Raw genomic sequence first — 21,036 nt, 5'->3', positions numbered from 1 at the left:
CATGGCTCCAATCCTTCCTTGATTTGGAGCCTCCGGAAAACCAGGAGCGGTTCAATGTCCTGAACCTCCACGATCTGACAGCGAGAAAGGAATGGCTCGGGCACGGTGTCGAGCTGATTGGCAGTGAACAGCCAGGAGAAGTGGCTCATGTCGAACGTCACGCGGAAATAGGGGCAATTCCAGGCGCGGGCCGAACCCGGCTCCATCAGGCCGAGCATGGCCTCGGTCAACGAAAACACCCGCCCGCTCGTGGATTTCTCGACGCCTGCCTTGCAGATCTCATCCACCACGAAGATCGGGTTGGCGATGCGGTGATCCAGCAGCAGGTTCACGGGCCGCCCTGGCGTGGAGCTTCCCCAGCCACGTTCCACGCCCGCAATGTCAAACCCTGCACTGCCCGCACCCGCATCGCTCTGCCCCATCGGCAGCTTGAGGCGATTGGCCAAGGACCGCGTCCAGGCGCTTTTCCCGATCCCAAGAGGACCGTTGAGCAACAGGGGTTGGATCTTGATCGGGGTGCCGCGGCGGGCGGCGCGGCGCAGGTCATGCCAGGCGGTTTCCGTCGCCCGTCCCATCCATGGCATCTCGGCATTCAGCGCCGCGGCGACTCCGTCCGCCCAATGCTCGGACGGTGCCATGATGGCCCGCATGCACGCCTCTTTCGGGCTGAGCCGCTCGCGGTCGTCGTCCTTCAAATGAGCCGTCCCACTTGCACGGATGCGCTTGGCCACGAGGCAGCGCACGCGATCCGCGATGGCCGCTTCGTCCTTGTAGGTCAGCTCGCTGCCGGGAACCGCCGCGTCGCTGATCTCGGCTTCGATGTCGTCCAGTTCGGCAGACCACTCGTCATCACCAACGAGCTGTCGCGTGATTTTTCGCGCTCGAAATTCCTGGAGAAAACTGCGCAGGCGCTTTTTCATCTCAACGTGATCGGTGCTGAACTCTCGCACCTGGATAATCTGGATCTTGGTCATGGTGGTCTTCCGTCGTGGGCCATGGGGAATGAACCCCGCAAAGCAGGGCAAGGGGCGGATCAGGCGCCCCGTATGAGGCCGATGGGAAGATGCTGTGTCATGCGGTAGAAGAAGGCGCCCCAAAGCCAAAAGGTAAAGCCCGGCCACCTTCCATGCAAAACGCCGCCCCGGTCGGAGCGACGTTTTTCGCGGTCACGAGAAATCAATGACTTAGCCGAAGGTGGCAGAGCAAGACCCGTCAAGTGGCAGCCGAAATGCCCCGAATGGCAAAATTACCCTGGTGATTTCAAAAGGTCGTGTCCCGCGCCGGTCGCGACAAATCAGGTGTTGAACAAGAAGTGCAGCACGTCGCCGTCTTGCACCGTGTAGGACTTGCCCTCGGCGCGCATCTTGCCCGCTTCCTTTGCGCCCGCCTCGCCCTTGCAGGCGACGTAGTCGTCATAGGCGATGGTCTCGGCGCGGATGAAACCACGCTCGAAATCGCCGTGGATGACGCCTGCGGCCTGCGGGGCCTGCGTGCCTTCCTTGATGGTCCAGGCGCGCGCCTCTTTAGGGCCGACGGTGAAATAGGTCTGAAGGTTAAGCAGCTCGTAACCGGCGCGGATCAAGCGATCCAGACCCGCCTCTTCGAGACCCAGTTCCCCAAGGAATTCTGCGGCTTCCTCGGCGTCGAGCTGGCTGATTTCCTCTTCGATCTTGGCAGAGATGATGACGTGGCTGTTGCCCTGCGCGGCGGCCATTTCGGCCACTTCGGCGGACAGCGCGTTGCCCGTCGCCGCTTCGCCCTCGTCGACGTTGCAGACGTACAGGATCGGCTTGGCCGTCAGCAGTTGCAGCATCTTCCACTGCTTGAGGTCTTCGGCGTCCACCTCGACGGTGCGCGCGGGCTTACCCTCTTCCAACGCGGCCATGGCCATCTTCATCAGGCGCTCTTGCTGGACGGCTTCCTTGTCGCCGCCGCGCACCTTGCGCACGATGTTCTGCAAGCGCTTCTCAAGGCTCTCCATATCCGCGATGATCAGCTCGGTCTCGATGGTTTCGGCGTCGCCCACCGGGTCGACGCGGCCATCCACGTGGGTCACATCGTCGTCCTCAAAGCAGCGCAGCACATGCGCGATCGAGTCCGTCTCGCGGATGTTCGCAAGGAATTGGTTGCCCAGACCTTCGCCCTTGGACGCGCCTTTCACCAGACCGGCGATGTCCACAAAGGTCATGCGCGTTGGGATGATCTGCTTGGAACCGGCGATCTCGGCCAGCGTGTCCAGACGTGCGTCCGGCACCGCTACGTCGCCGACGTTCGGCTCGATCGTGCAGAACGGAAAGTTCGCCGCCTGCGCGGCCGCGGTCTTGGTGAGCGCGTTGAACAGGGTCGACTTGCCGACGTTCGGCAGACCCACGATACCCATACGGAAGCCCATCAGGCGCCCTCCTTGTTGCGTGACGGGCTGCTCTTAATCCGGCAGGGGCTGGCTTGCAAGCGTGGTGGGGCTATTGCGGCTGCGGCGCAGTGACAAAGCTCGCGCCATGGCGCCAAAAGCGCGCCGTCAGCAGCACGGCGGCGACGGTCAGACCCAGCGTCAGGCCCAGCCAGACGCCTTCGGCCCCCCAGCCCAGCCAGATCCCAAGCCCGGCAGCGGCGGGCATCCCCACGCCCCAATAGGCAAAGGCGGCCACCCACATGGGCACCCGCGTGTCATGCAGGCCGCGCAGCAGGCCGATGTGCAGCACCTGAGTCGCGTCCACCAGCTGGAACAGCGCCGCCAGCACCATCAGCTTGGCCCCCATGGCAAGGATCTCGGCCCGCTGCGGATCGTTCGGGTCAAGGAACAGGCCCACCAGCAGCTCGGGGATCGTCACGAACAGCGCGATGGACAGGCCAACGCCCACAGCGCCCAAGGTCAGCGCCGCCTTGGCCCCGGTCAGCATGTGCTGCGCGTCGCCGCGCCCCAGCGCATTGCCCGCCCGCACCGTGGCGGCGTTGGACAGGCCCATTTGCATCATGAAGGTCGCGGTCGAAATTTGCAGCACGATGCCGTGCGCCGCCAAGGGCACCGTCCCCAGCATCCCCATCAGCACCGACGCCCCCGCGAACAAGGCCACCTCGGCCAGCGTGGTCAGCCCGATGGGCAGCCCAAGGCGAAAGACCTGCCCGAACATCTCCCAGTCCGGGCGCCAAAAGCGCTGGAACAGCGCGTGCTGCGGTAAAATCCGCAAGGCATAGGCGATGATCAGCACCAGCGACACGACCTGCACCGCGACAGAGGCAATCGCCGCCCCTCTGATGCCCAGCTCGGGCGCGCCCCAGTTGCCAAAGACCAGCGCGTAGTTCAGCACCACATTCGCCAGCGCCGCCGCCACGGTGACCCACAGCACGACGCGGGTGTGTTCCAGCCCCGCGAGGTAGTTCTTGAGCACCATGACCCCCAGCGCGGGCAGCATCCCAAAGCCGGCGATCCGCAGGTAGGTCTGCGCCAGTACGGCCAAATCCTCGGGCTGCCCCATGGCGCGCAGCAGCGGCGCAGACCACCAGAACAGCGGCATCATCACCGCGAAATACAGGATCGACAGCCACAGCGCCATGCGCGTCGCCCGGCGGATCTGCACTTCGTCGCCCTGCGCGGCAAAGGTCGCCACCATCGGCATCATTGCCCAGGCAAAGCCCGAGCCGAACAAAAACACCGTAAAGAAAAACGACGACGCCAAGGTCAGCGCCGCCAATTCCGGCACGCCGTACCAGCCCATCATGATGGTATCGGTCAGGCCAATGGCAAACTGCGCCAAATGCCCGCCGATCAGCGGCAGGCCAAGGGTCAGAACGGCGCGGATGTGCTGGGGGAACGACATAACAGGACTCTTCATCCCAATGCCGTACCCCCGCCCCCGCGCTTAGGCAAGAGGCTGAAACAGACTACACGCTTTTGCGCGTATCGGGGTGCAGCGCGGTCCCAAGGATATGATCGGCCCGGTGGATCACATGGCTTGCCCCGCCCACGATCAACGGGTCCGGCGCGGCGGCGATGCGCGGGTCTTTGCCCGGATAATCCACCGTCGACAGGAAGTGGCGCATACAGTTCAGCCGGGCGCGTTTCTTGTCATCGGACTTGATCACCGTCCACGGCGCATCGGCGGTGTCGGTGTAGAAAAACATCGCCTCCTTGGCTTCGGTGTAGTCGTCCCATTTGTTGAGGCTGGCCTTATCGATGGGCGACAGCTTCCACTGTTTCAGCGGATCGGTCTCACGCGATTTGAACCGCGCGCGCTGTTCCTTTTTCGTGACCGAGAACCAGTATTTGTACAGCCGGATGCCGGACCGCACGAGCATCTTTTCCAGATCCGGTGCCTGACGCATGAACTCGAGGTACTCGTTCGGCTCGCAAAAGCCCATGACCCGTTCGACCCCGGCGCGGTTGTACCAAGAGCGGTCGTACAGAACGATCTCTCCGGCGGTGGGCAAGTGCTGGATATAGCGTTGGAAATACCACTGGCCGCGCTCTTCGTCGGTGGGCTTGTTCAGCGCCACGACGCGGGCGTTGCGCGGGTTCAGGTGCTCGGTAAAGCGCTTGATCGTACCGCCCTTGCCAGCGGCATCGCGGCCCTCGAACAGCAGCACGAACTTTTGCCCGGTCTCCTGCGCCCACAGCTGCACCTTTAAAAGCTCGGCCTGCAACATGGCCTTTTCACGTTCGTAATCGCGGCGCTTCATCTTTTTGCTATAGGGGTAGCGACCGGTTTCAAAGGCACGGCGGATTTCGTCCGTGCTGGGCGTCGGCATCCCCACAACGGCGGGCAGACCGACCTTGGATTTGGGGCTAAGCGGGGCTGTGCTGTCCTTGGGCATCGTCTCTCCTTTTCGGTGTTGCCCAGAGTCTGTCACATGTTGCCCCCGCCCGCCTTGAGCCGTGTCAAATGGCCATCAGAAAAGGTCCGTCGCCGTAAGGTGATCGATATTGATCGAGGCAACATCGTCGGCGTCCAGCCCTTCCAGCAGGATGCTGTTGGCCCCAAAGCTGCTAAAGCGGATCCCGTCGTCCAGCACGACAACCGACACCGACTGCCAGTCGATAAGCTCCAGCCGGTCCTGCGTGACATCAAAGTCGACAATCACGTCCGTGCCGTCCTCTTCGTTGAACCGAAAGACATCGGCCCCGGCGCCACCCTTCATGGTGTCGTTGCCCGTGCCGCCAACCAGCAGATCGTCGTCGCCGCCGCCGTTCAGCGTGTCGTCACCCGCCCCGCCATCAAGCGTGTCATTGTGGCGGTTGCCGATCAGCGTGTCGTTGCCATCGCCGCCGTCCAGCAGGTCTTGGCGCGTGCCCCCTTTGACGAAATCGTCGCCGATCCCGCCATACAGGCTGTCCTGACCGCCGCCGCCGTTGACATTGTCATTGCCCGCGTCGCCACGCATCAAGTCGCCATGGCGCTGGCCCCGCAATTGGTCGTTGCCACTGCCGCCGTAGATCTCGTCGAACTCGCGCCCTCCGCGCAAAAAGTCGTCGCCCGCCTCGCCAAAGATCGTGTCATTGCCGCCGTCGCCAAAGACCTCGTCCGCGCCGTCGCCCGCGCTGATGAAATCCTGCCCCGTGCCGCCGCGCAGCGTGTCGTCGCCGCCCTGCCCATAGAGCGTGTCATTGCCGCCAAGGGCAAACATCCGGTTGGCGCTGTCCGTGCCGGTGAGAAAATCCGCGGCTTCGGTGCCGTCGTCAAAGCCCACGGGTGCCTGTGCCGCCGACTCGATAAAGGTCGTATCGCCGGTCAGCGCATAGTCCAGCACGGCGTTGTCGTAGTTCGGCGTGCCCTCGGGGATGCCGGCGTTTTGCACCGCGATTTGCGCTGCGGCGACCACCGCCGGGTCCAGATCGGCCAAGGTGATGACTTCGCCGGGGTAGTCCGGGTCATAATGGCTGTTCGGGCCAAAACCGATGAGATAGGTGAACAGGCTCTGGGTCGTCGTGGTCACGCGCCAATCGTCGCGGAACTGGCCATACAGCTCGTCAAAGGGCAAACCGCTGGACAGGGGCGTGCCATCGGCCAAGGCCACATCGTTGGACAGGCGGCCATCGCCGTCGCCCAAGAGACCTTCGAGATCGCCAAGGATCTCTGCCGAGACCGCAAGGTTCATGTCCACCCGGTCGCCGCGTACGATCACCGCCACCTGCGTATCGCTGCCGTCCATGACGCCGTCACTGCCGGGATAAACAATGGTGTAGGTGTCGCCTTCGCGGTAGATGCGCCCGTTGCCCACGTTGACCGAGCCGAAGTCCGCCACGTTGATCGGCGTGCCGTTGATCAGCAGCGGCGTGTCGCCGGGCCAGGTCGGGTCGATGGTGATCTCTTGGCCGTCGATGGCCGTGGCAATCGCCTGCGTCTGCGAGACATTTTCGACCCCGGCAGGCACGAAACGCGCTTGTATTTCAAAGTCATAGTCGTTGCGGGTCGAGCGCAGCAGCACGTATTCGCCCACCGCCTGAAAGCTGTAGTTCATCCCGTCCAACGTCAGCAGGTGCGGGTCGCCCGTGACCCAGCCGCCAGCCTCGACCTCGGCGCGGGGGATTTCGCTCTCAACCACGCCACCGTTGCGGACCTGGAACTCCCAGATGCCCGTCAGGCCGGTGTTGCCGCCGGTGATGTCCAGCGCGAGGATGCCGGACTCGTCCCCCGACTGCGGCAGTTCAAAGAACTCGCCAGCGACGCCCGTGCCCGCCGTCCAGCCCGCCCGCGCCGGGGTGCCGCCCAGACCATCGGTGCCGCCCGAGGCGTTGCCCGTGGTCCAGTTGATATCCTCGTAGCGGAACTGGAAATCGAAATCGCCGTTGCCTTCGTCGCTGATCACCAGCTGAAAGGCGTTCAACAAGCTGTTGTCGCGCTGGTAAAACCCGACGTCGTCCCAGGTGATGATGATCCGGTCGCCGACGCTGTCCATGTGCCAATAGACAAGGTTGCTGCCGGTGGAATTGCCCCCTTCCGTTGGATCGCCAATATCGGTGCTGTTGCGCGTGTCCACATCGCCAAAGAACGGCGTGATCTCGGGGTTGTTCGACACACCCGTGATCACATCCGGCGTATAGGTGCTGCGCGGCGCCAAAAAGGTGATCGAGCCGTTGTTATTGATGAAAAAACCATCATAAACGGTGCCGAAGAAGTTAATGCCATTTTCGAAAATCGACGTGGCATCGACAAAACTGGTCGATCCATCGTCATTGCGCCCTAGAAATTCGGACCCAAAGCCCGCATCCCCGCCGAAACCGGCCAACAGGGACGGGCTACTTGCTATGCGTGCCGTCGTCATCGTTAAATCCTCACTATAAAATGCGCCGTAAAATTACGGAAAAGTGTAAGGGCGGCGCGCGGATTCGGTCAACTATGGCGGCAGTCGGGTATTCCCGACTTCACGGCGCACGCACGCCAGCCATTGATTTTTCCCGCGCGGGCTGGCAACAGACCTTCAACCATAGCCGGAGACCGCCATGACCCGTATCGAGACCAAGTTTGCCGACCTCAGCGCCCAGGGCAAAAAAGCCTTTGTGGCCTATATCATGGCAGGCGATCCTAATGTGGAAACTTCGCTTGAGGTGATGAAGGGTCTGCCGGGCGCGGGCGTCGACGTGATCGAGCTGGGCCTGCCCTTTACCGACCCCATGGCCGACGGCGAGACCATCCAGCTGGCCGGTCAGCGCGCGCTGGACCACGGCATGTCGTTAGAGCGCACGCTGCAAATGGTTCGCGATTTTCGGGCAGAGGACGACACCACGCCCATCGTGCTGATGGGCTACTACAACCCGATCTACAATCGCGGCGTGGATAAATTCCTGGTCGACGCCAAAGAGGCAGGCATCGACGGGCTGATCGTCGTCGACCTGCCCCCGGAAGAAGACGAAGAACTGTGCATTCCCGCGCAGGCCGCAGGTCTTAACTTTATCCGCCTCGCGACCCCGACCACCGACGACAAACGCCTGCCGAAGGTGCTGCAAAACACCTCTGGCTTTGTGTACTACGTCTCGATCACCGGGATTACCGGTGCGGCGGCGGCGCAAGCGGCGGACGTGGCCCCCGAGGTCGCCCGCATCAAGGCGAAAACCGACCTGCCGATCATCGTCGGCTTTGGCATCCGCACGCCCGACACCTCGCGCGAGATTGCCTCGGTGGCGGATGGCTGCGTCGTGGGCTCTGCCATCGTGGCCGAGATCGCAGCGGGCAAGCCGGTTTCCGAAGTCCTGAGCTTTGTCAAAGGCTTGGCCGACGGTGCGCATTCGGCCTAAGACGCCGTCGCCTACCCCTGCATCAAGGCGCGGGTCTGCTCGCACAGTTGCAACGCCATGGCGCGGGCCAAATCCTCTCGGCGGACGGGTTTGGCCACATGGGCGTCGATACCCTGCCGCAAATAGTCCGACACCTGATGGGTCATCGCGTTGGCGGTCAGCGCGATGATCGGCACCCGCTCTGCCCCGATCCGTTCTTCTTCTTGGCGGATCAGCGACGCGGCCGCCAGCCCGTTCATCACCGGCATGTTCACATCCATTAGGATCAGGTCAAAGGGCCGGGCCAAGTGCTGTTCCACCGCCTGCGCCCCGTCGAACACCATACGGATGTCCAGATCAAAGGGTTTGAGCAGCAACTCCACGACCTTGCGGTTCGTTTCCGAATCCTCGGCGACCAAAATCCGCCAACGCCGCGCGCCCAGCACCTTTTGAAAGGGACAATGCCCCAGATCGACTGGCGCGGCGCCCACGTTCGGGGGCGACAAGCGCATGGTTGCGGTAAACACCGATCCACCGCCGCGCGCAGGCCGAAATACCAGATCACCACCCATCAACCGGCACACTTGCCGTGAAATCGCCAGCCCCAGCCCGGTACCGCCATATTGGCGCGTGATCGACGCATCGGTCTGGCTGAAGGGTTTGAACAGCTTGTGCCGCTTGGTTTCCGGCACGCCGGGGCCGGTGTCGGTCACCGCCACGGTCAACAGCCATTGATCCAGCGACACATCCAGATGCACGCCGCCCTTGGCCGTGAACTTCATCGCGTTGGACAATAGGTTCGACACCACCTGCCGCAACCGATTGGGATCGCCCTGAATATAGCTGGGCAACCCCGCTTGCCCCGACATCCGAAAACTCAACCCCTTTTCGGCGGCGCGCAGCTCAAAAATGCGGCGCTGTTCGGCCATGAGGTTCGCCAGATCAAAGCCGATTTCCTCGATTTCCATCTGCCGCGCTTCGATCTTGGACAGGTCCAGCACGTCATTCAGCAATGCCAGCAAGCCATTGCCGGAGGTCAGGATCACCTCGGCCATGTCCATCTGGACCGCGTCCAGTTCGGTTTCCGCCAGCACCGTCGCCATGCCCAGAACACCGTTCAAAGGCGTGCGGATTTCGTGGCTAATCATCGCCAGAAACGCGCTTTTGGCATCGCTGGCGGTTTCCGCGGCGACCTTGGCGGCGCGCAATTCCTCGGTGCGGTGGCGCACCGTTTCCTCAAGCGACGCCGCCTGCGCCTTGAGTGCCGCGTTGGCCTCGTAGAGTTCCCGACTCAGGTGTTCGAGAATCCGCTCCGCCTCTTGGCGCCCACGCCTTTCACGCTCATAGCGCCGCCGCGAAACACGCTCGCTTTTGAAAGGGGGGAACGGCTCCACCGGCTAGCGCTCCAGCTGGATGTCAAACACGGTGTCGCTGGCCCCATTGTCCTGCGCGATGCGCACCTGCCCCGTGACCCCATAACGCTGCAAACACGCCTCGATCAGGCCATGGCAAAACGACCGCAGAGGCCGTTCCGAGTGGTAGTGCATTTCCATCCGATCCGGCCCCAGCCGCCGCGTCCGAAAGGTCGGCAATTCGGCGTCGGGGTAAAGTTTGCGCACCTCGGCGTGGACTTCGGTTTCGATGACCTCCAGCAGGTCAAAGGCCGTATGCTTGTCTTTGACGAAATGCGGGTACCGATCGGTAAATATCCCCAAAACCCAGTGGCCAAATTCGCGCTGCACCTCGTCGCAGGACACACCCGACTGTGCGCCGAGCGCGGTCATGATCTGCACCAGCTCTGAGCAGGGATAATTCCCGACAGAGGTATAGGCCGCGTCGCTGTCCAGATCGAGATCATCCAGCAGCTTATCCACCGCCTCCTCGCCCGCGAGATGATCGGCCAAATCCAGCAATTCCGTAAAAATCATGCCTTTCACGGGCACCTCCAGACCGACCCGGTTCATGGGCTACAGCAAATGCGTGAACTCTGGATTAAAGCGCGCAACACAACGCATAGGATTGTACCTCCCCGCCTTTATTGGTAACCAGACCTTACCAATTTTGACCAAGCGAGTCCGCCATGCCTGTGATCACAGAAATCGAAGACCTCAAGCGCATCTACAAACGGCGCGTCCCCAAGATGTTCTACGACTACTGTGAGAGCGGCTCTTGGTCCGAACAGACCTTCCGAGAGAACGTCTCTGACTTCGATAAAATCTACCTGCGCCAACGGGTTGCCATCGACATGGCCAACCGCTCCACCGCCACGCAGCTGATCGGCCAGGACGTGTCGATGCCCGTCGCCCTCGCCCCCGTCGGCCTCACCGGCATGCAGCACTTCGACGGCGAGATCAAAGCCGCCCAGGCCGCTGCCGACTTTGGCGTGCCCTACTGCCTCTCGACCATGTCCATCTGTTCCATCGAAGACGTGGCCGAGCACACCAACAAACCCTTTTGGATGCAGGTCTACACCCTCAAGGACGACGACTTCATGCAGCGTCTGTTTGACCGCGCCAAAGCCGCCAACTGCTCCGCCGCCGTCATCACCGTCGACCTGCAACTGCTGGGCCAGCGCCATAAGGATCTCAAGAACGGCCTCTCCGCCCCGCCCAAGCTGACCCCCAAATCCGTCGCCAACATGATGACCAAGGTCCAGTGGGGCCTCGGGATGCTGCAAACCAAGCGCCGCTTCTTTGGCAATATCGTGGGCCATGCCAAGGGCGTCACCGACCCCTCTTCGCTGACCACCTGGACCGCGCAGAGCTTCGATCAATCCCTCGATTGGGACCGCATCCGCGAGTTCCGCAAGATGTGGGACGGCCCGCTCATCATCAAGGGCATCATCGACCCGCGCGACGCTTTGGAGGCCTGCAACGTCGGCGCCGACGCCATCGTCGTGTCGAACCACGGCGGGCGGCAGCTGGACGGCGCGCTCTCCTCCATCCGCGCTCTGGAACCCATCATGGACGCTGTTGGCGACAAGATCGAAGTCCACCTCGACAGCGGCGTCCGCTCGGGCCAGGACGTGCTCAAGGCCGTGGCCATGGGCGCCAAGGGCACTTGGATCGGCCGCGCCTACGTCTATGGTCTGGGCGCCATGGGCCAGGCGGGGGTGACCAAAGCTTTGGAGGTCATCCACAAAGAGCTGGACATGTCCATGGCCCTCTGCGGCCACCGGGATATCAACGGCGTGGACCGGGATATTTTGATGGTTCCGAAGGGGTTTGCGGGGGATTGGGGGTGAGTTTTCACCCAAATGGCGACGAAAAGAAAACCACTTGCGGTTGTTTTCATTAGCTGATTAGGTGCACACAAGAGGAGAAATGCAAACAAGGAAGCTAAATTGGCTAGCAACTCTGAAGTAATATTATCACAAATTCTTGAAGACAAAAGGCTCGAAGTGGCCAGTGAAATGTCGAAAGAAGATTTCTTTGAGATATTCTGCGGCGAGCAGGCCACGAAAGATTACGAGTTATCATACGAAGAGATTGAGCAGGGCATAGTTGACGGCGAGCACGATGGGGGCATCGACGGTTTTTACGTACTATTAAACGACGATTACGTAACCGAAGACTTCGATTACACCAGCATCAAAAAAACAGCCAATATTGAAGTTATTATCGTCCAAAGCAAATCTAGTAAAGGCTTCTCCGAAACACCGATAAACAGCCTCATTTCCTCAATTGGGCACCTTTTAGACCTCACCACAGATCTTAACGATCTAACGCAATATAATGAAGAGGTTAGATCTAAAGCTGGGATATTTAGGAAATGCTACACCCGCCTTGCTTCAAAATTCCCCTCGCTTTCAATTAAAGTTATTTACGCCTGCACCAAAAGCACAGACGACATACACAACAACACCAAGCTGAAGTCAAAAGAGCTTGTAGATAAGGTATCCTCTCTGTTTGATGAAGCCGAAGTAAAGTTTTATTTTTGGGGAGCCAAGGAAATCGTCGCCCTTGCCAGAAAGAAACCAACCCAAACCTTTGACTTGACCTTTGAGCAAGCCTTGAATGGTTCTGGAGGCTACATTGCATTAGTTAAACTTGATCGATTTTTCGAGTTTCTCTGTGCAGGCGGGGAAGAAATTAGGACCGATTTGTTTGAGGCGAATGTTCGCGACTATCAAGGATCTACCGAGGTGAATCGCGAAATATCTACAACACTTGAAACCGAAAGTGAACGGGACTTTTGGTGGTTCAATAACGGCGTAACAGTTCTAGCATCACGCGCAACTTCCTCTGGATCATGTATCACGATTGAAAATCCCCAAATTGTGAATGGCCTGCAAACTAGCACGGAAATCGGAAAATATCGCAAAACTCGTGACAATGCCGAGAAACGAAGTGTGATGGTCAAGGTCGTTGCATCAGAAGATGATGAAATACGTGACAAGATCATCAAGGCAACAAACAGCCAAAACACAGTACCATCCGCATCCCTTAGAGCGACAGACAAAATTCAGAGGGATATAGAACATCACCTCAAAAACAATGGCCTGTATTACGATCGACGCAAAAACTTCTATAAGAACGAAGGAAGACCCGCGAATAAGATCGTTAGCATATCTCTTCTAGCTCAAGCTGCAATGACTCTCTTTCGGGGAGAGCCGGATAATGCGCGTGCGCGCCCGTCATCAATTATTAAAGTGGATTCTGTATACACGTCGATTTTCACAGAAGATTACCCGCTCGACGCATATTTTGTGGCTGCCGATACGATAAAACGCGTTGAAGTGGAATTAAAGAAAAAACCAGAACTCGTCTCCAAAGACAGAAACAACATAAGATTCTATGTGTTGTACTGGGTAATAGCTATGGCAGCGCATTCTCTTTCCCTTACTCCTCAGCGGGTCGCAAACTTAAGGGGGAACATTTCCGATGGCGCTATCAATAAGGCTATCGATGAGGTTTGGCTAATGTTTCAAGGTGAAGGTGCTTCCGATCAGGTAGCAAAAGGACCGAAGTTCAAGGAAAAGATTAAGGATTGCGTGAAAGATCGAATTATTGCAGCAAAATCAGTGAACTCTACACAGGATACGAACTAACACGCGAACTGATTTGCCTGCCTGCGACCTTTATTTCAAATCAAATGCTACGCTAGCATTTTGGAGGGCACGCTTGCAGCGCCAAACCCAACCAGGCAAATTAACCCATTGTTAACAAACAAGGTTTCGCCGCAAAACCTCCAGGAGGAGCCTTCATCCGGGGCCCCATCCCACCCCCAAGGGGCCCCGGATCAGCCCTCAAAACAAAGCACCGGCCTCACCCGTGTATACAGGCCGCCCCAAGCGGCTTAGCCCGCCCATGTTTCCTGCATCACCACAGAGGCCAGATCGTCCTCTGTCGCCCAGCCGCGGGCGGCCAGTTCCGGGCGGTCGAACAGCGCGTCCACGTAGCCAAGGCACAGGTAGGCCACCACCGTGACGTGCTCAGGCAGGTTCAGGATGTCTTTGACGTCCTGTTCGTGAAAGATGCTGACCCAACCCATTCCAATGCCCTCGGCGCGGGCCGCGAGCCATAGGTTTTGCACCGCGCAAACCGTTGAATACAAATCCATATCCTGATTGTGCGTGCGCCCCAATACCACCTTGCCGCCGCGCGTGCGATCGCAGGTCACGCAGATGCTCAGCGGCGCTTTCTCGATCCCCTCCAGCTTGAGCGCCGCATAATCGCTGCGGCGGTTTTCGGGGAACATCGCGGCGGCTTCGTCATTGGCGCGGGTAAAGGCGCGCTTGATCCGGGCGCGGCGGGCGGGATCGCGGATCAGGATAAAGTTCCATGGCTGCGACAGGCCAACCGACGGCGCCGCATGAGCCGCGCGCAACACGCGATCGAGCGCGGCGGGGTCGATGGGGTCGGGCTTGAATTCGTTGCGCACGTCGCGCCGGTTAAAGATCACGTCGTACAGCGATTGCCGTTCGGTTTCGGTAAAGACGCGGGCGCGCGACGGCGCGCACAGGGACGGGTTGGGCACGGGTGGCCTCCTATAGGTCGAACATTGCCGCGATGCCGTCCATACATCGCGCGCCATGTCGTCAGGCCGGTCTTCTGGCTTGAGTTCATCCGAAGTTGGCGCCTTCCCGGAGTGCTCCAGTGGCCTGTGCCAATTCGTCCCTCTTACAGCGGCGGGCCCGCGTCGGTTCTGCCCCGACTTCCCGATTATCCCCCCGGCAAAGGAGGGCACCTGACGGCGCGGACTTTGCCCAAAAGCGCGCCCTTTGACAAGATCGCAAGCGCCCGATCAGGCCCAAATCACCGAGGTTTCGGTGACCTCCAAGGGCACGCCATAGAGGTCCGACAACACTTCAGAGGTCACCACCTCGCGCCACGGTCCGGCGCAGTGAACGCGCCCGTGCTTGAGCCCCACAACCCAATCGGCATACATCGCCGCCACCGCGAGATCGTGCAGCACCAGCAGCACCGTCCGATCCGTCAGGCCGCGCAGCCGATCCATGATGTCGCGCGTATACTTGGGGTCGAGCGCGGCCAGCGGCTCGTCCAGCAGCATCCAAGGCGTCGTCTGCGCATAGGCCATGGCCACGTAGGCGCGCTGTTTCTGCCCGCCCGAGAGGGACTCGACCTCGCGGTCCAGCAGCGGCTTCAGCTCAAAGCGGTCGATGGCTTCGGCGATGGCGGCGCGATCCTGCGGGCCGGGTCGCCCCCGGTGATGGGGCCAGCGGCCAAAGGCGATCAGCTCGGCCACGCTTAGCCGAGGGACGGCGCCTTGGCTTTGGGTCAGGACCGACAGGTGCAAGGCGCGCTCGGCTTCGGTCATGGCGTGGATGTTGCGCCCTTCGATCGTGACGTGCCCCGCATCCGGCGCGATCAACCCCGCCACCGTATGCAGCAGGGTGGATTTTCCCGCGCCGTTCGGTCCGATGATGGCGATGATGCCCTGCGCCGGAATGCGCAGGTCGATCCCGTACAGCACCGGAGCACCGCCGCGGGTCAGGCGAAGGTTGTCGATCTCGATCATGTTGGTCTCCTGAGAACGAGGGCGAGGAACACCAGCCCCCCTGCGAATTCGACCACGATGGCCAGTGAGGATTGCAGCCCAAAGAGCCGCTCGAACGCGGTTTGCCCGACCACAAGGATCAGCGCACCGATCAAGGCCGCCGCCGGGATCAGCACCGCGTGGCGGTGATCGCGTAGCGTGGCCTGCGCCAGACTGGCGGCCAACAGGCCAAGGAACACCACCGGCCCTACAAGCGCGGTGGACACGGCCACCATCACCGATACCACGCAAAGCGCCAGCAGCACGAAACGGTCGTAGCGCAGGCCCAGCGTCCGGGCTTTGTCCCGCCCCAAGGCGGCCACGTCCAGCCGCCCCGCAAGGCGCAGGCACAGCACAAACGCCAGCCCCAAAAGCACCGCCGCGATGCCGATCAAGCGGTCATCCAGCGCGTTGAAACTGGCCACAGAGGCTTGTTGCAGCACGGCGAATTCGGACGGGTCCAGCAGGCGCTGCGCAAAGCCCGCAAGCGCGCGCAGCAGCGTGCCGATGATGACCCCGGTCAGGATCATCCGAATGACGTCGCCCGCCCCCTTGCGCAGGATCAGGCCGAACAGCGCCACGGCAAGGCCGGTCATCAGCGCCGCTTCCACCACGAACTTGGGCACCGGCGGCAGGGCCAGCATCTGCGCGCTGCCCATGCCCATCACCAGCATCGTCTGCAAGAACACGAACAAGGCGTCAAAGCCCACGATCCCCGGCGTCAGCAGGCGGTTCATCGCCACCGTCTGGAACACCACGGTCGACGCCCCCGCCGACGCGCCCACCAGCACCAGCACCGCCAGCTTTTCGGCGCGCAAGTCCAGGATGTACGCCACCGGGCCGCGCAGGTTCCACAGCAGAAACAGGCTGGATGCGGCCACCAGCCCCAGCGCCAAAAGCATCACCCGGCGATCAGGCATGGGTCGCCCGCCGCTTTGGCCGGTAGAGCAGCCCCAAAAAGATCACCGCCCCCACAATGGCAAAGACCGTTGCCGCCGGGATCTCGTAGGGCCAGCGGACCAGCCGCCCGATCACATCGGCCCCCAGCACGAACAGCGCGCCCAGCAGCGCCACCATCGGCATGTTCCGCCGCAGGTTGTCGCCCCAAATGCGCGAGACGATATTGGGCACCACCAGCCCCACAAAGGGCATCGCCCCTACCGTGACCACGATCACCGCCACCAGAACCGCCACGATGGTCAGGCCCATGCTGACGGTCTGGCGATAGTTCAACCCCAGCGAGCGGGCGTAGTCCTCGCCCAGTCCCAGAATGGTGATCCGATCCGCCAGCACATACAGCGCGACCCCAAGCCCCGCGACCAGCCACAGCAGCTCGTACCGGCCTTTGAGCACGCCGGAAAACTCGCCCGACTGCCAGATGCCAATGTATTGCACCAGATCGGTGAGCCACGCCATATACATGGCCGCAGAGCCGAGGATGCCGGCATAGATCAACCCCATCAAGGGCAGCAGCATCGGGTCTTGGCGCGGGACAAGCCGCGCGAGGGCGAAAAAACCAAAGGTGCCGACAAGCGCCGCCCCGGCGGCCGCCGACATTTTGACGATCAGCGCGGCACCGGGGGCCAGCAGCGTCACGCCCAGCAGGCCGATCATCGCCGCCTCGGGGGTGCCGACCAGACCCGGCTCGACCAGACGGTTCTGCACCACTTGCTGGATCACCACCCCCGCCAGCGCCAGCCCCGCCCCGGCAAGGATCGCCGCGAGCGTGCGCGGCAGGCGGCTAATGGCAAGGATCATCCCGCTGTCCAGATCGCCGGTCAGGATATTGGTCGCGCCGATCAAAAGGCTCGCCCCCGCCAAGAGGGCCAGCCCAAGGACCGCAAAGGTCGTGCTGCGCAAGGGTCAGCTCCCGTTTGTGGCCTGAAAACCGTCGATCAGCTGATCAAGGATATGCGGCAGGGCGGTCGCCCCACCCGCCGCCAGATACAGCGGTGCGCTATCCAGATACAGGATCTGCCCGCGTTGCCCGGCGGTGGTCTGCGCCAAAAGCGGCGTGTCCAGCGTGGCCGCCGCCGCTTCGCCCGCGCGGCCAATGGCGGCCAGACGGTCAATGACCAGGATCCACTCGGGGTTCACCTCGGCGATGAATTCAAAGGACACCGCCTGCCCGTGCGACTCGACCGAGATGTCGGCGTAGGCCTGCGGCAGCCCCGTGACGCTGTGCAACCAGCCAAAGCGGCTGTCCGCCCCATAGGCCGACAGTTTGCCGCCATTGGCCATCAGGATCAGCGCGCTGCCCTTGCCGGACACGGCCTCTTGGGTTTGCGCAATCTTGGCGTCCAGCGCCGCGTTCAACGCCTCGGCCTCTGCGGTCTTGTCAAAGATCGCGCCGTAGGCGGTGGTGCGGGCCTTTGCTTCGGCCACCAGATCGAGACCGTCGATGGTCATGTCCAGCGTCGGGGCCAGTTCGGACAGCGCGCCGACAACAGGCTGAGAGCGCCCGCCCGCCACGATCAGATCGGGGCCAAGCACCGCCAAAGCTTCGAAATCAGGCTCGAACAGGGTGCCGACGTTCGGCACACCGTCAAAGGCGCTGGCAAGGAAGGCGGGCGGCGTGAGGTTCGGCACCCCGTCCAGCGGCACCCCAAGCGCGTGAAGCGTGTCGATCGCGGCCAAGTCCAGCGCCACGACGGTCTCGGGGGATTGGGCAACGGTGACCGGCCCGCCAAAGGCATCGACCGTGACGTCCTGCGCCATGGCGGTCAGCGGCGCGCAGGCCAAGGCAAGGGCGGCAAAGGGGATTTTCATGGCGTTTTCCTATGATGTTCGCTGCGGGTTGCAATTTCCGACTATAACACTCAAGTTATACCCGACGAGATAACTCAGGAATTCTGCAAATGCAAACAGACGATGTGCACGCAATCACAAACCCGGCGTTGCAAGCGACCGGACGCTTCGACACCCAAAACGGCGAGAAATATGTCGCGCAGCTGTGCAAACACTTTGCCCATAAGATCGAAACCCACGTCGAGGGCGGCACCGGGACCGCGGCGCTTGGGACCGGGCCGTGCACCATGCAGGCCAGCCCCGATACGCTGCGCATCACCGTGCAGGCCGCCACGCTAGATGGTTTGTCGCAGGCCAAGCGGATCATCGACAGCCACCTTGCGCGCTTTGCCTTTCGCGAAGGGTTCGAGGCGATGGACTGGGCCTGACAGGCGCCAGACACCGACAACAAAAAAGGCGCGCCCCAGCAAAGGGGCGCGCCAGATTTCAAAGCGTTAGCGCAAGGTCAGAGGATAAAGTCCGACCCGTCCAGCGCGATCACCCCGTTCAGGTAGACGTCGAAATCCGCCACCCCGTCGCCGTCCGTATCGCCGCGCAGCAAGGTCGCGGCGGCGGTGTTGACGTAGCGCAGCTCGCCCGCCGTGTGGCTGAAGGCCGCCGTGCCGATCAGGGTAAAGGCTTGGTTGCCCGCGGTGCCTTCGTCGGCGTCGATGCCGCTGACGTCGATCATGTCCAGCCCGTCTTCGAAGTCGCGGATGATGTCGCGGCCCGCGCCAAAGCGGGTCGACTCGGCAGCGCTGTTGAACACGAACACATCCGCCGCGCCATCGCCGGGGAAGCCAACGCCGCCACCGACAAAATCACCGCCGATCAGCACGTCGCGCCCGATGCCCCCCTCTAGCGTGTCCGCACCGTCGCCACCGCGCAACTGGTCGTTGCCGCTGCCACCTTGCAGAGTGTCGCTCTCGCTGCCGCCCATCAGGACGTCATAGCCGGTGCCGCCGATCAGCAGGTCCGCCCCGGTGCCGCCCAGCAACTGGTCGTTGCCGGTTTGGCCATCCAGCGTGTCATCCCCGCCCAGACCATAAAGCCGGTCCGAAGACGCGCCGCCTTCGAGCAGGCTGTCGTTGGTCCGGCCCGTCAGACGGTCGGCGTGATCACCGCCGATCAGGTTTTCGATCCCGGTCAGCGTGTCAGTGCCGCCGGCGTTGGTGTTCTGCGCGCCGGTGTTGTTGAGGTTGACCACGATGTTGCCGCCAAAGCCCGAATAGTCAGCGGTGTCGATCCCCGCGCCGCCATCGAGGCTGTCATCGCCATAGCCGCCGATCAGCAGGTCATCGCCCGCGCCGCCCTGCAACGTATCGTGCGAGAAGCCGCCATCCAGCGTGTCGTTGTCATCGCCGCCTTGCAGCAGGTCGTTGCCAACTTCACCCAGCAGCGAGTCATCGCCCGTGCCGCCGATCAGCCGGTCACCGCCGTTGCCCCCGGCCAGCGTATCCGCGCCGTCGCCGCCATCCAGCGTGTCGTTGCCGACCTCGCCGTTCAGAGCGTCATCGCCGAGGTTGCCCAGCAGGCTGTCGTTGTCGTCGCCGCCGTTGAGGGTGTCATTCCCCTCGCCGCCGTCCAGCGTGTCAAAGCCCGCCTCGCCGTTCAGCACGTCATTGCCGGTGCTGCCCAGCAGGCTGTCGTTGTCATCGCCGCCGTTCAGCGTGTCATCGTCCGCGCCGCCATCCAGCGTATCGGCCCCCGCGTCGCCGTTCAGAACATCGTTCTGACCGTCGCCAAACAGCGCGTCATTGCCGATGCCGCCGTTGACGGTATCGTCGCCGGACCCGCCATAGACAAAGTCCGCGCCCTCGGCCGCTTCGATCAAATCGCCGCCGCCGTTGCCGCGCAGCGTGTCATCCCCGGCGTAGCCAAAGATCCGATCCAGCTGGTAGCTGCCATTCAAGGAATCGTTGCCCGCCGTACCGTCGATCCGGCTTTCTGTCACGTTGACGTTGAAGGTCATCGAGTTCGACAGCCCTTGAGAGTCGGTGGCCGTCAGAGTCACCTGATACGTCCCCGCCGCGCCATCCACCGGCACGCCCGTCAATTCCAGCGCCGTGGGGTCGAACACCAGCCACGCAGGCAGCGCAGCCCCGCCGGACAGGGTTGCCGTCACGGTCATGGCGTCATTGTCGACCTCGGTGAACAGATCGGCGTCCAGCGTGTAGGACATGCCCGCGCGCCAATTCTGCGTGCCGATATAGCCATCCAGCACCGGCGCATTGTCGAACATGATGACCATACCATCGGCAAAGATCAGACGTTCGACGCTGTAGAGCGTATCGCGCCCGTCAAGCGTGGTGCCGCCGGTGTGCTCGACGTAGCTGGCCGAACCGACGCTACCGCCTTGGGTGATCGTATACTCGGCCTGCAAGCCGTCAAAGACCGCATAGTCGGTGTTCTGCCCGCCCTGAAGGGTGTCATTGTCCAGACCGCCGCGCAGGCTGTCAAAGCCATTGCCACCGGACAGGTAGTCTTGGCCCGCGTCGCCGTTCAGGTCGTCGTCGCCGCTATCGCCTTGGATATAGTCGTCGCCCGCGCCGCCGTTCAGCTCGTCCTGATCGTCGCCCCCGTACAGGGTGTCACGGTCATCGCCGCCGTTCAGCGTGTCGTTGCCGTTCTCGCCGCTCAGGGTGTCGACGCCCGCGTCGCCGAACAGCAGGTCGTTGCCATCACCGCCTTCGATGTCGTCATTGCCAAAGCCGCCCGTGACCGTATCCAGACCTTCGTCGCCGTAGATGTCATCCGCGCCAAAGCCGCCCACGATCGAGTCGTCGCCCGCGTCCCCGGTCAGCGTGTCGTCGCCATCGCCGCCATCCAGCGTGTCGTTGCCGCGACCGCCGTAAAGCATATCGTCCTCGGTGCCGCCTTGCAGCTCGTCCGCGCCGTCCAGACCCACCGCCGTGTCGTCGCTGACGCCGCCGGACAGGGTCTCATCGCCGGTGGTGCCTGCGATAAAGTCGGGGTCAACGGTCGTGCCACCAAAGCCGCCCGGCTGCACCAGATAGACATCCGTGCCGCCGCCCTGCGTC

17 protein-coding genes and 1 riboswitch are annotated in these 21,036 nt (G+C 62.0%); of the genes, 4 read left to right on the top strand and 13 right to left on the bottom strand.

Going from position 1 to position 21,036, the window contains the following annotated elements; genetic code table 11:
- From B9A11_RS20690 to B9A11_RS20670, 5 genes are all read right to left on the bottom strand, one after another.
- The coding region (locus B9A11_RS20690; RefSeq protein ID WP_084662849.1) for an AAA family ATPase at positions 1-974 on the bottom strand (974 nt) is incomplete at its 3' end.
- Between the two features lie 320 nt (positions 975-1,294).
- Positions 1,295-2,392 (bottom strand): redox-regulated ATPase YchF, encoded by a 1,098-nt coding sequence (ychF, locus tag B9A11_RS20685; protein ID WP_058249413.1) that lies wholly within the window; start codon positions 2,390-2,392, stop codon positions 1,295-1,297.
- A 70-nt stretch (positions 2,393-2,462) separates the two neighbouring features.
- On the bottom strand, positions 2,463-3,818 hold the full coding sequence (locus B9A11_RS20680; RefSeq protein WP_058249414.1) for an MATE family efflux transporter: 1,356 nt from the start codon (positions 3,816-3,818) through the stop codon (positions 2,463-2,465).
- 64 nt (positions 3,819-3,882) lie between these two features.
- Complete coding sequence (ppk2, locus tag B9A11_RS20675) at positions 3,883-4,746, bottom strand: polyphosphate kinase 2 (RefSeq protein ID WP_234988922.1); 864 nt, start codon at positions 4,744-4,746, stop codon at positions 3,883-3,885.
- A 141-nt stretch (positions 4,747-4,887) separates the two neighbouring features.
- Positions 4,888-7,260: a nidogen-like domain-containing protein gene (locus B9A11_RS20670; protein ID WP_083499973.1), complete on the bottom strand. Its 2,373-nt coding sequence runs from the start codon at positions 7,258-7,260 to the stop codon at positions 4,888-4,890.
- Between the two features lie 178 nt (positions 7,261-7,438).
- On the opposite strand from B9A11_RS20670, the gene trpA reads away from it, so the two are divergent.
- On the top strand, positions 7,439-8,230 hold the full coding sequence (trpA, locus tag B9A11_RS20665; protein ID WP_058249417.1) for a tryptophan synthase subunit alpha: 792 nt from the start codon (positions 7,439-7,441) through the stop codon (positions 8,228-8,230).
- 11 nt (positions 8,231-8,241) lie between these two features.
- Here the strand turns inward: trpA and B9A11_RS20660 are convergent, their stop codons facing one another.
- Together B9A11_RS20660 and B9A11_RS20655 are read right to left on the bottom strand one after the other, a co-directional pair.
- Positions 8,242-9,603 (bottom strand): ATP-binding protein, encoded by a 1,362-nt coding sequence (locus B9A11_RS20660; protein WP_058249418.1) that lies wholly within the window; start codon positions 9,601-9,603, stop codon positions 8,242-8,244.
- Between the two features lie 3 nt (positions 9,604-9,606).
- Complete coding sequence (locus B9A11_RS20655; protein ID WP_234988921.1) at positions 9,607-10,137, bottom strand: heme NO-binding domain-containing protein; 531 nt, start codon at positions 10,135-10,137, stop codon at positions 9,607-9,609.
- Positions 10,138-10,289: 152 nt separating this feature from the next.
- Between B9A11_RS20655 and B9A11_RS20650 the strand changes: the two genes are divergently transcribed.
- The gene (locus B9A11_RS20650; RefSeq protein WP_058249420.1) at positions 10,290-11,453 is read left to right on the top strand and encodes an alpha-hydroxy acid oxidase; all 1,164 of its coding nucleotides are present in this window, start codon (positions 10,290-10,292) and stop codon (positions 11,451-11,453) included.
- A 99-nt stretch (positions 11,454-11,552) separates the two neighbouring features.
- The gene (locus B9A11_RS20645) at positions 11,553-13,259 is read left to right on the top strand and encodes an AIPR family protein (RefSeq protein WP_084662847.1); all 1,707 of its coding nucleotides are present in this window, start codon (positions 11,553-11,555) and stop codon (positions 13,257-13,259) included.
- Between the two features lie 248 nt (positions 13,260-13,507).
- Here the strand turns inward: B9A11_RS20645 and bluB are convergent, their stop codons facing one another.
- The 5 genes from bluB to B9A11_RS20620 all read right to left on the bottom strand — a co-directional run bounded on the left by bluB (position 13,508) and on the right by B9A11_RS20620 (position 17,977).
- Entirely contained in the window at positions 13,508-14,188 is a 681-nt protein-coding gene (gene bluB, locus B9A11_RS20640; protein WP_058249422.1) for a 5,6-dimethylbenzimidazole synthase, read from the bottom strand.
- A 47-nt stretch (positions 14,189-14,235) separates the two neighbouring features.
- Positions 14,236-14,417, bottom strand: a riboswitch (cobalamin riboswitch).
- Between the two features lie 38 nt (positions 14,418-14,455).
- Positions 14,456-15,190 carry an ATP-binding cassette domain-containing protein gene (locus B9A11_RS20635; RefSeq protein WP_058249423.1) on the bottom strand — a complete coding sequence of 245 codons (735 nt, stop codon included), beginning with the start codon at positions 15,188-15,190 and terminating at the stop codon, positions 14,456-14,458.
- The gene (locus tag B9A11_RS20630) at positions 15,187-16,128 is read right to left on the bottom strand and encodes an iron chelate uptake ABC transporter family permease subunit (protein WP_058249424.1); all 942 of its coding nucleotides are present in this window, start codon (positions 16,126-16,128) and stop codon (positions 15,187-15,189) included. Before B9A11_RS20630 ends, B9A11_RS20635 begins: the two co-directional genes overlap by 4 nt.
- The gene (locus B9A11_RS20625) at positions 16,121-17,068 is read right to left on the bottom strand and encodes an iron chelate uptake ABC transporter family permease subunit (protein WP_058249425.1); all 948 of its coding nucleotides are present in this window, start codon (positions 17,066-17,068) and stop codon (positions 16,121-16,123) included. Before B9A11_RS20625 ends, B9A11_RS20630 begins: the two co-directional genes overlap by 8 nt.
- 3 nt (positions 17,069-17,071) lie before the next feature.
- Positions 17,072-17,977 carry a siderophore ABC transporter substrate-binding protein gene (locus B9A11_RS20620; protein ID WP_058249426.1) on the bottom strand — a complete coding sequence of 302 codons (906 nt, stop codon included), beginning with the start codon at positions 17,975-17,977 and terminating at the stop codon, positions 17,072-17,074.
- An 89-nt stretch (positions 17,978-18,066) separates the two neighbouring features.
- On the opposite strand from B9A11_RS20620, the gene B9A11_RS20615 reads away from it, so the two are divergent.
- Positions 18,067-18,384 (top strand): DUF2218 domain-containing protein, encoded by a 318-nt coding sequence (locus tag B9A11_RS20615; protein ID WP_058249427.1) that lies wholly within the window; start codon positions 18,067-18,069, stop codon positions 18,382-18,384.
- A gap of 77 nt (positions 18,385-18,461) precedes the next feature.
- Here B9A11_RS20615 and B9A11_RS20610 read toward each other — a convergent pair.
- On the bottom strand, positions 18,462-21,036 hold a 2,575-nt coding region (locus B9A11_RS20610), incomplete at its 5' end, for a putative Ig domain-containing protein (protein ID WP_200807330.1).

This window comes from Tropicibacter naphthalenivorans (genome assembly GCF_900176475.1).
Taxonomy (GTDB): domain Bacteria; phylum Pseudomonadota; class Alphaproteobacteria; order Rhodobacterales; family Rhodobacteraceae; genus Tropicibacter; species Tropicibacter naphthalenivorans.
The sequence above is the reverse complement of the archived record's forward strand: the minus strand, read 5'-3'. Positions and strand labels throughout refer to the sequence as shown.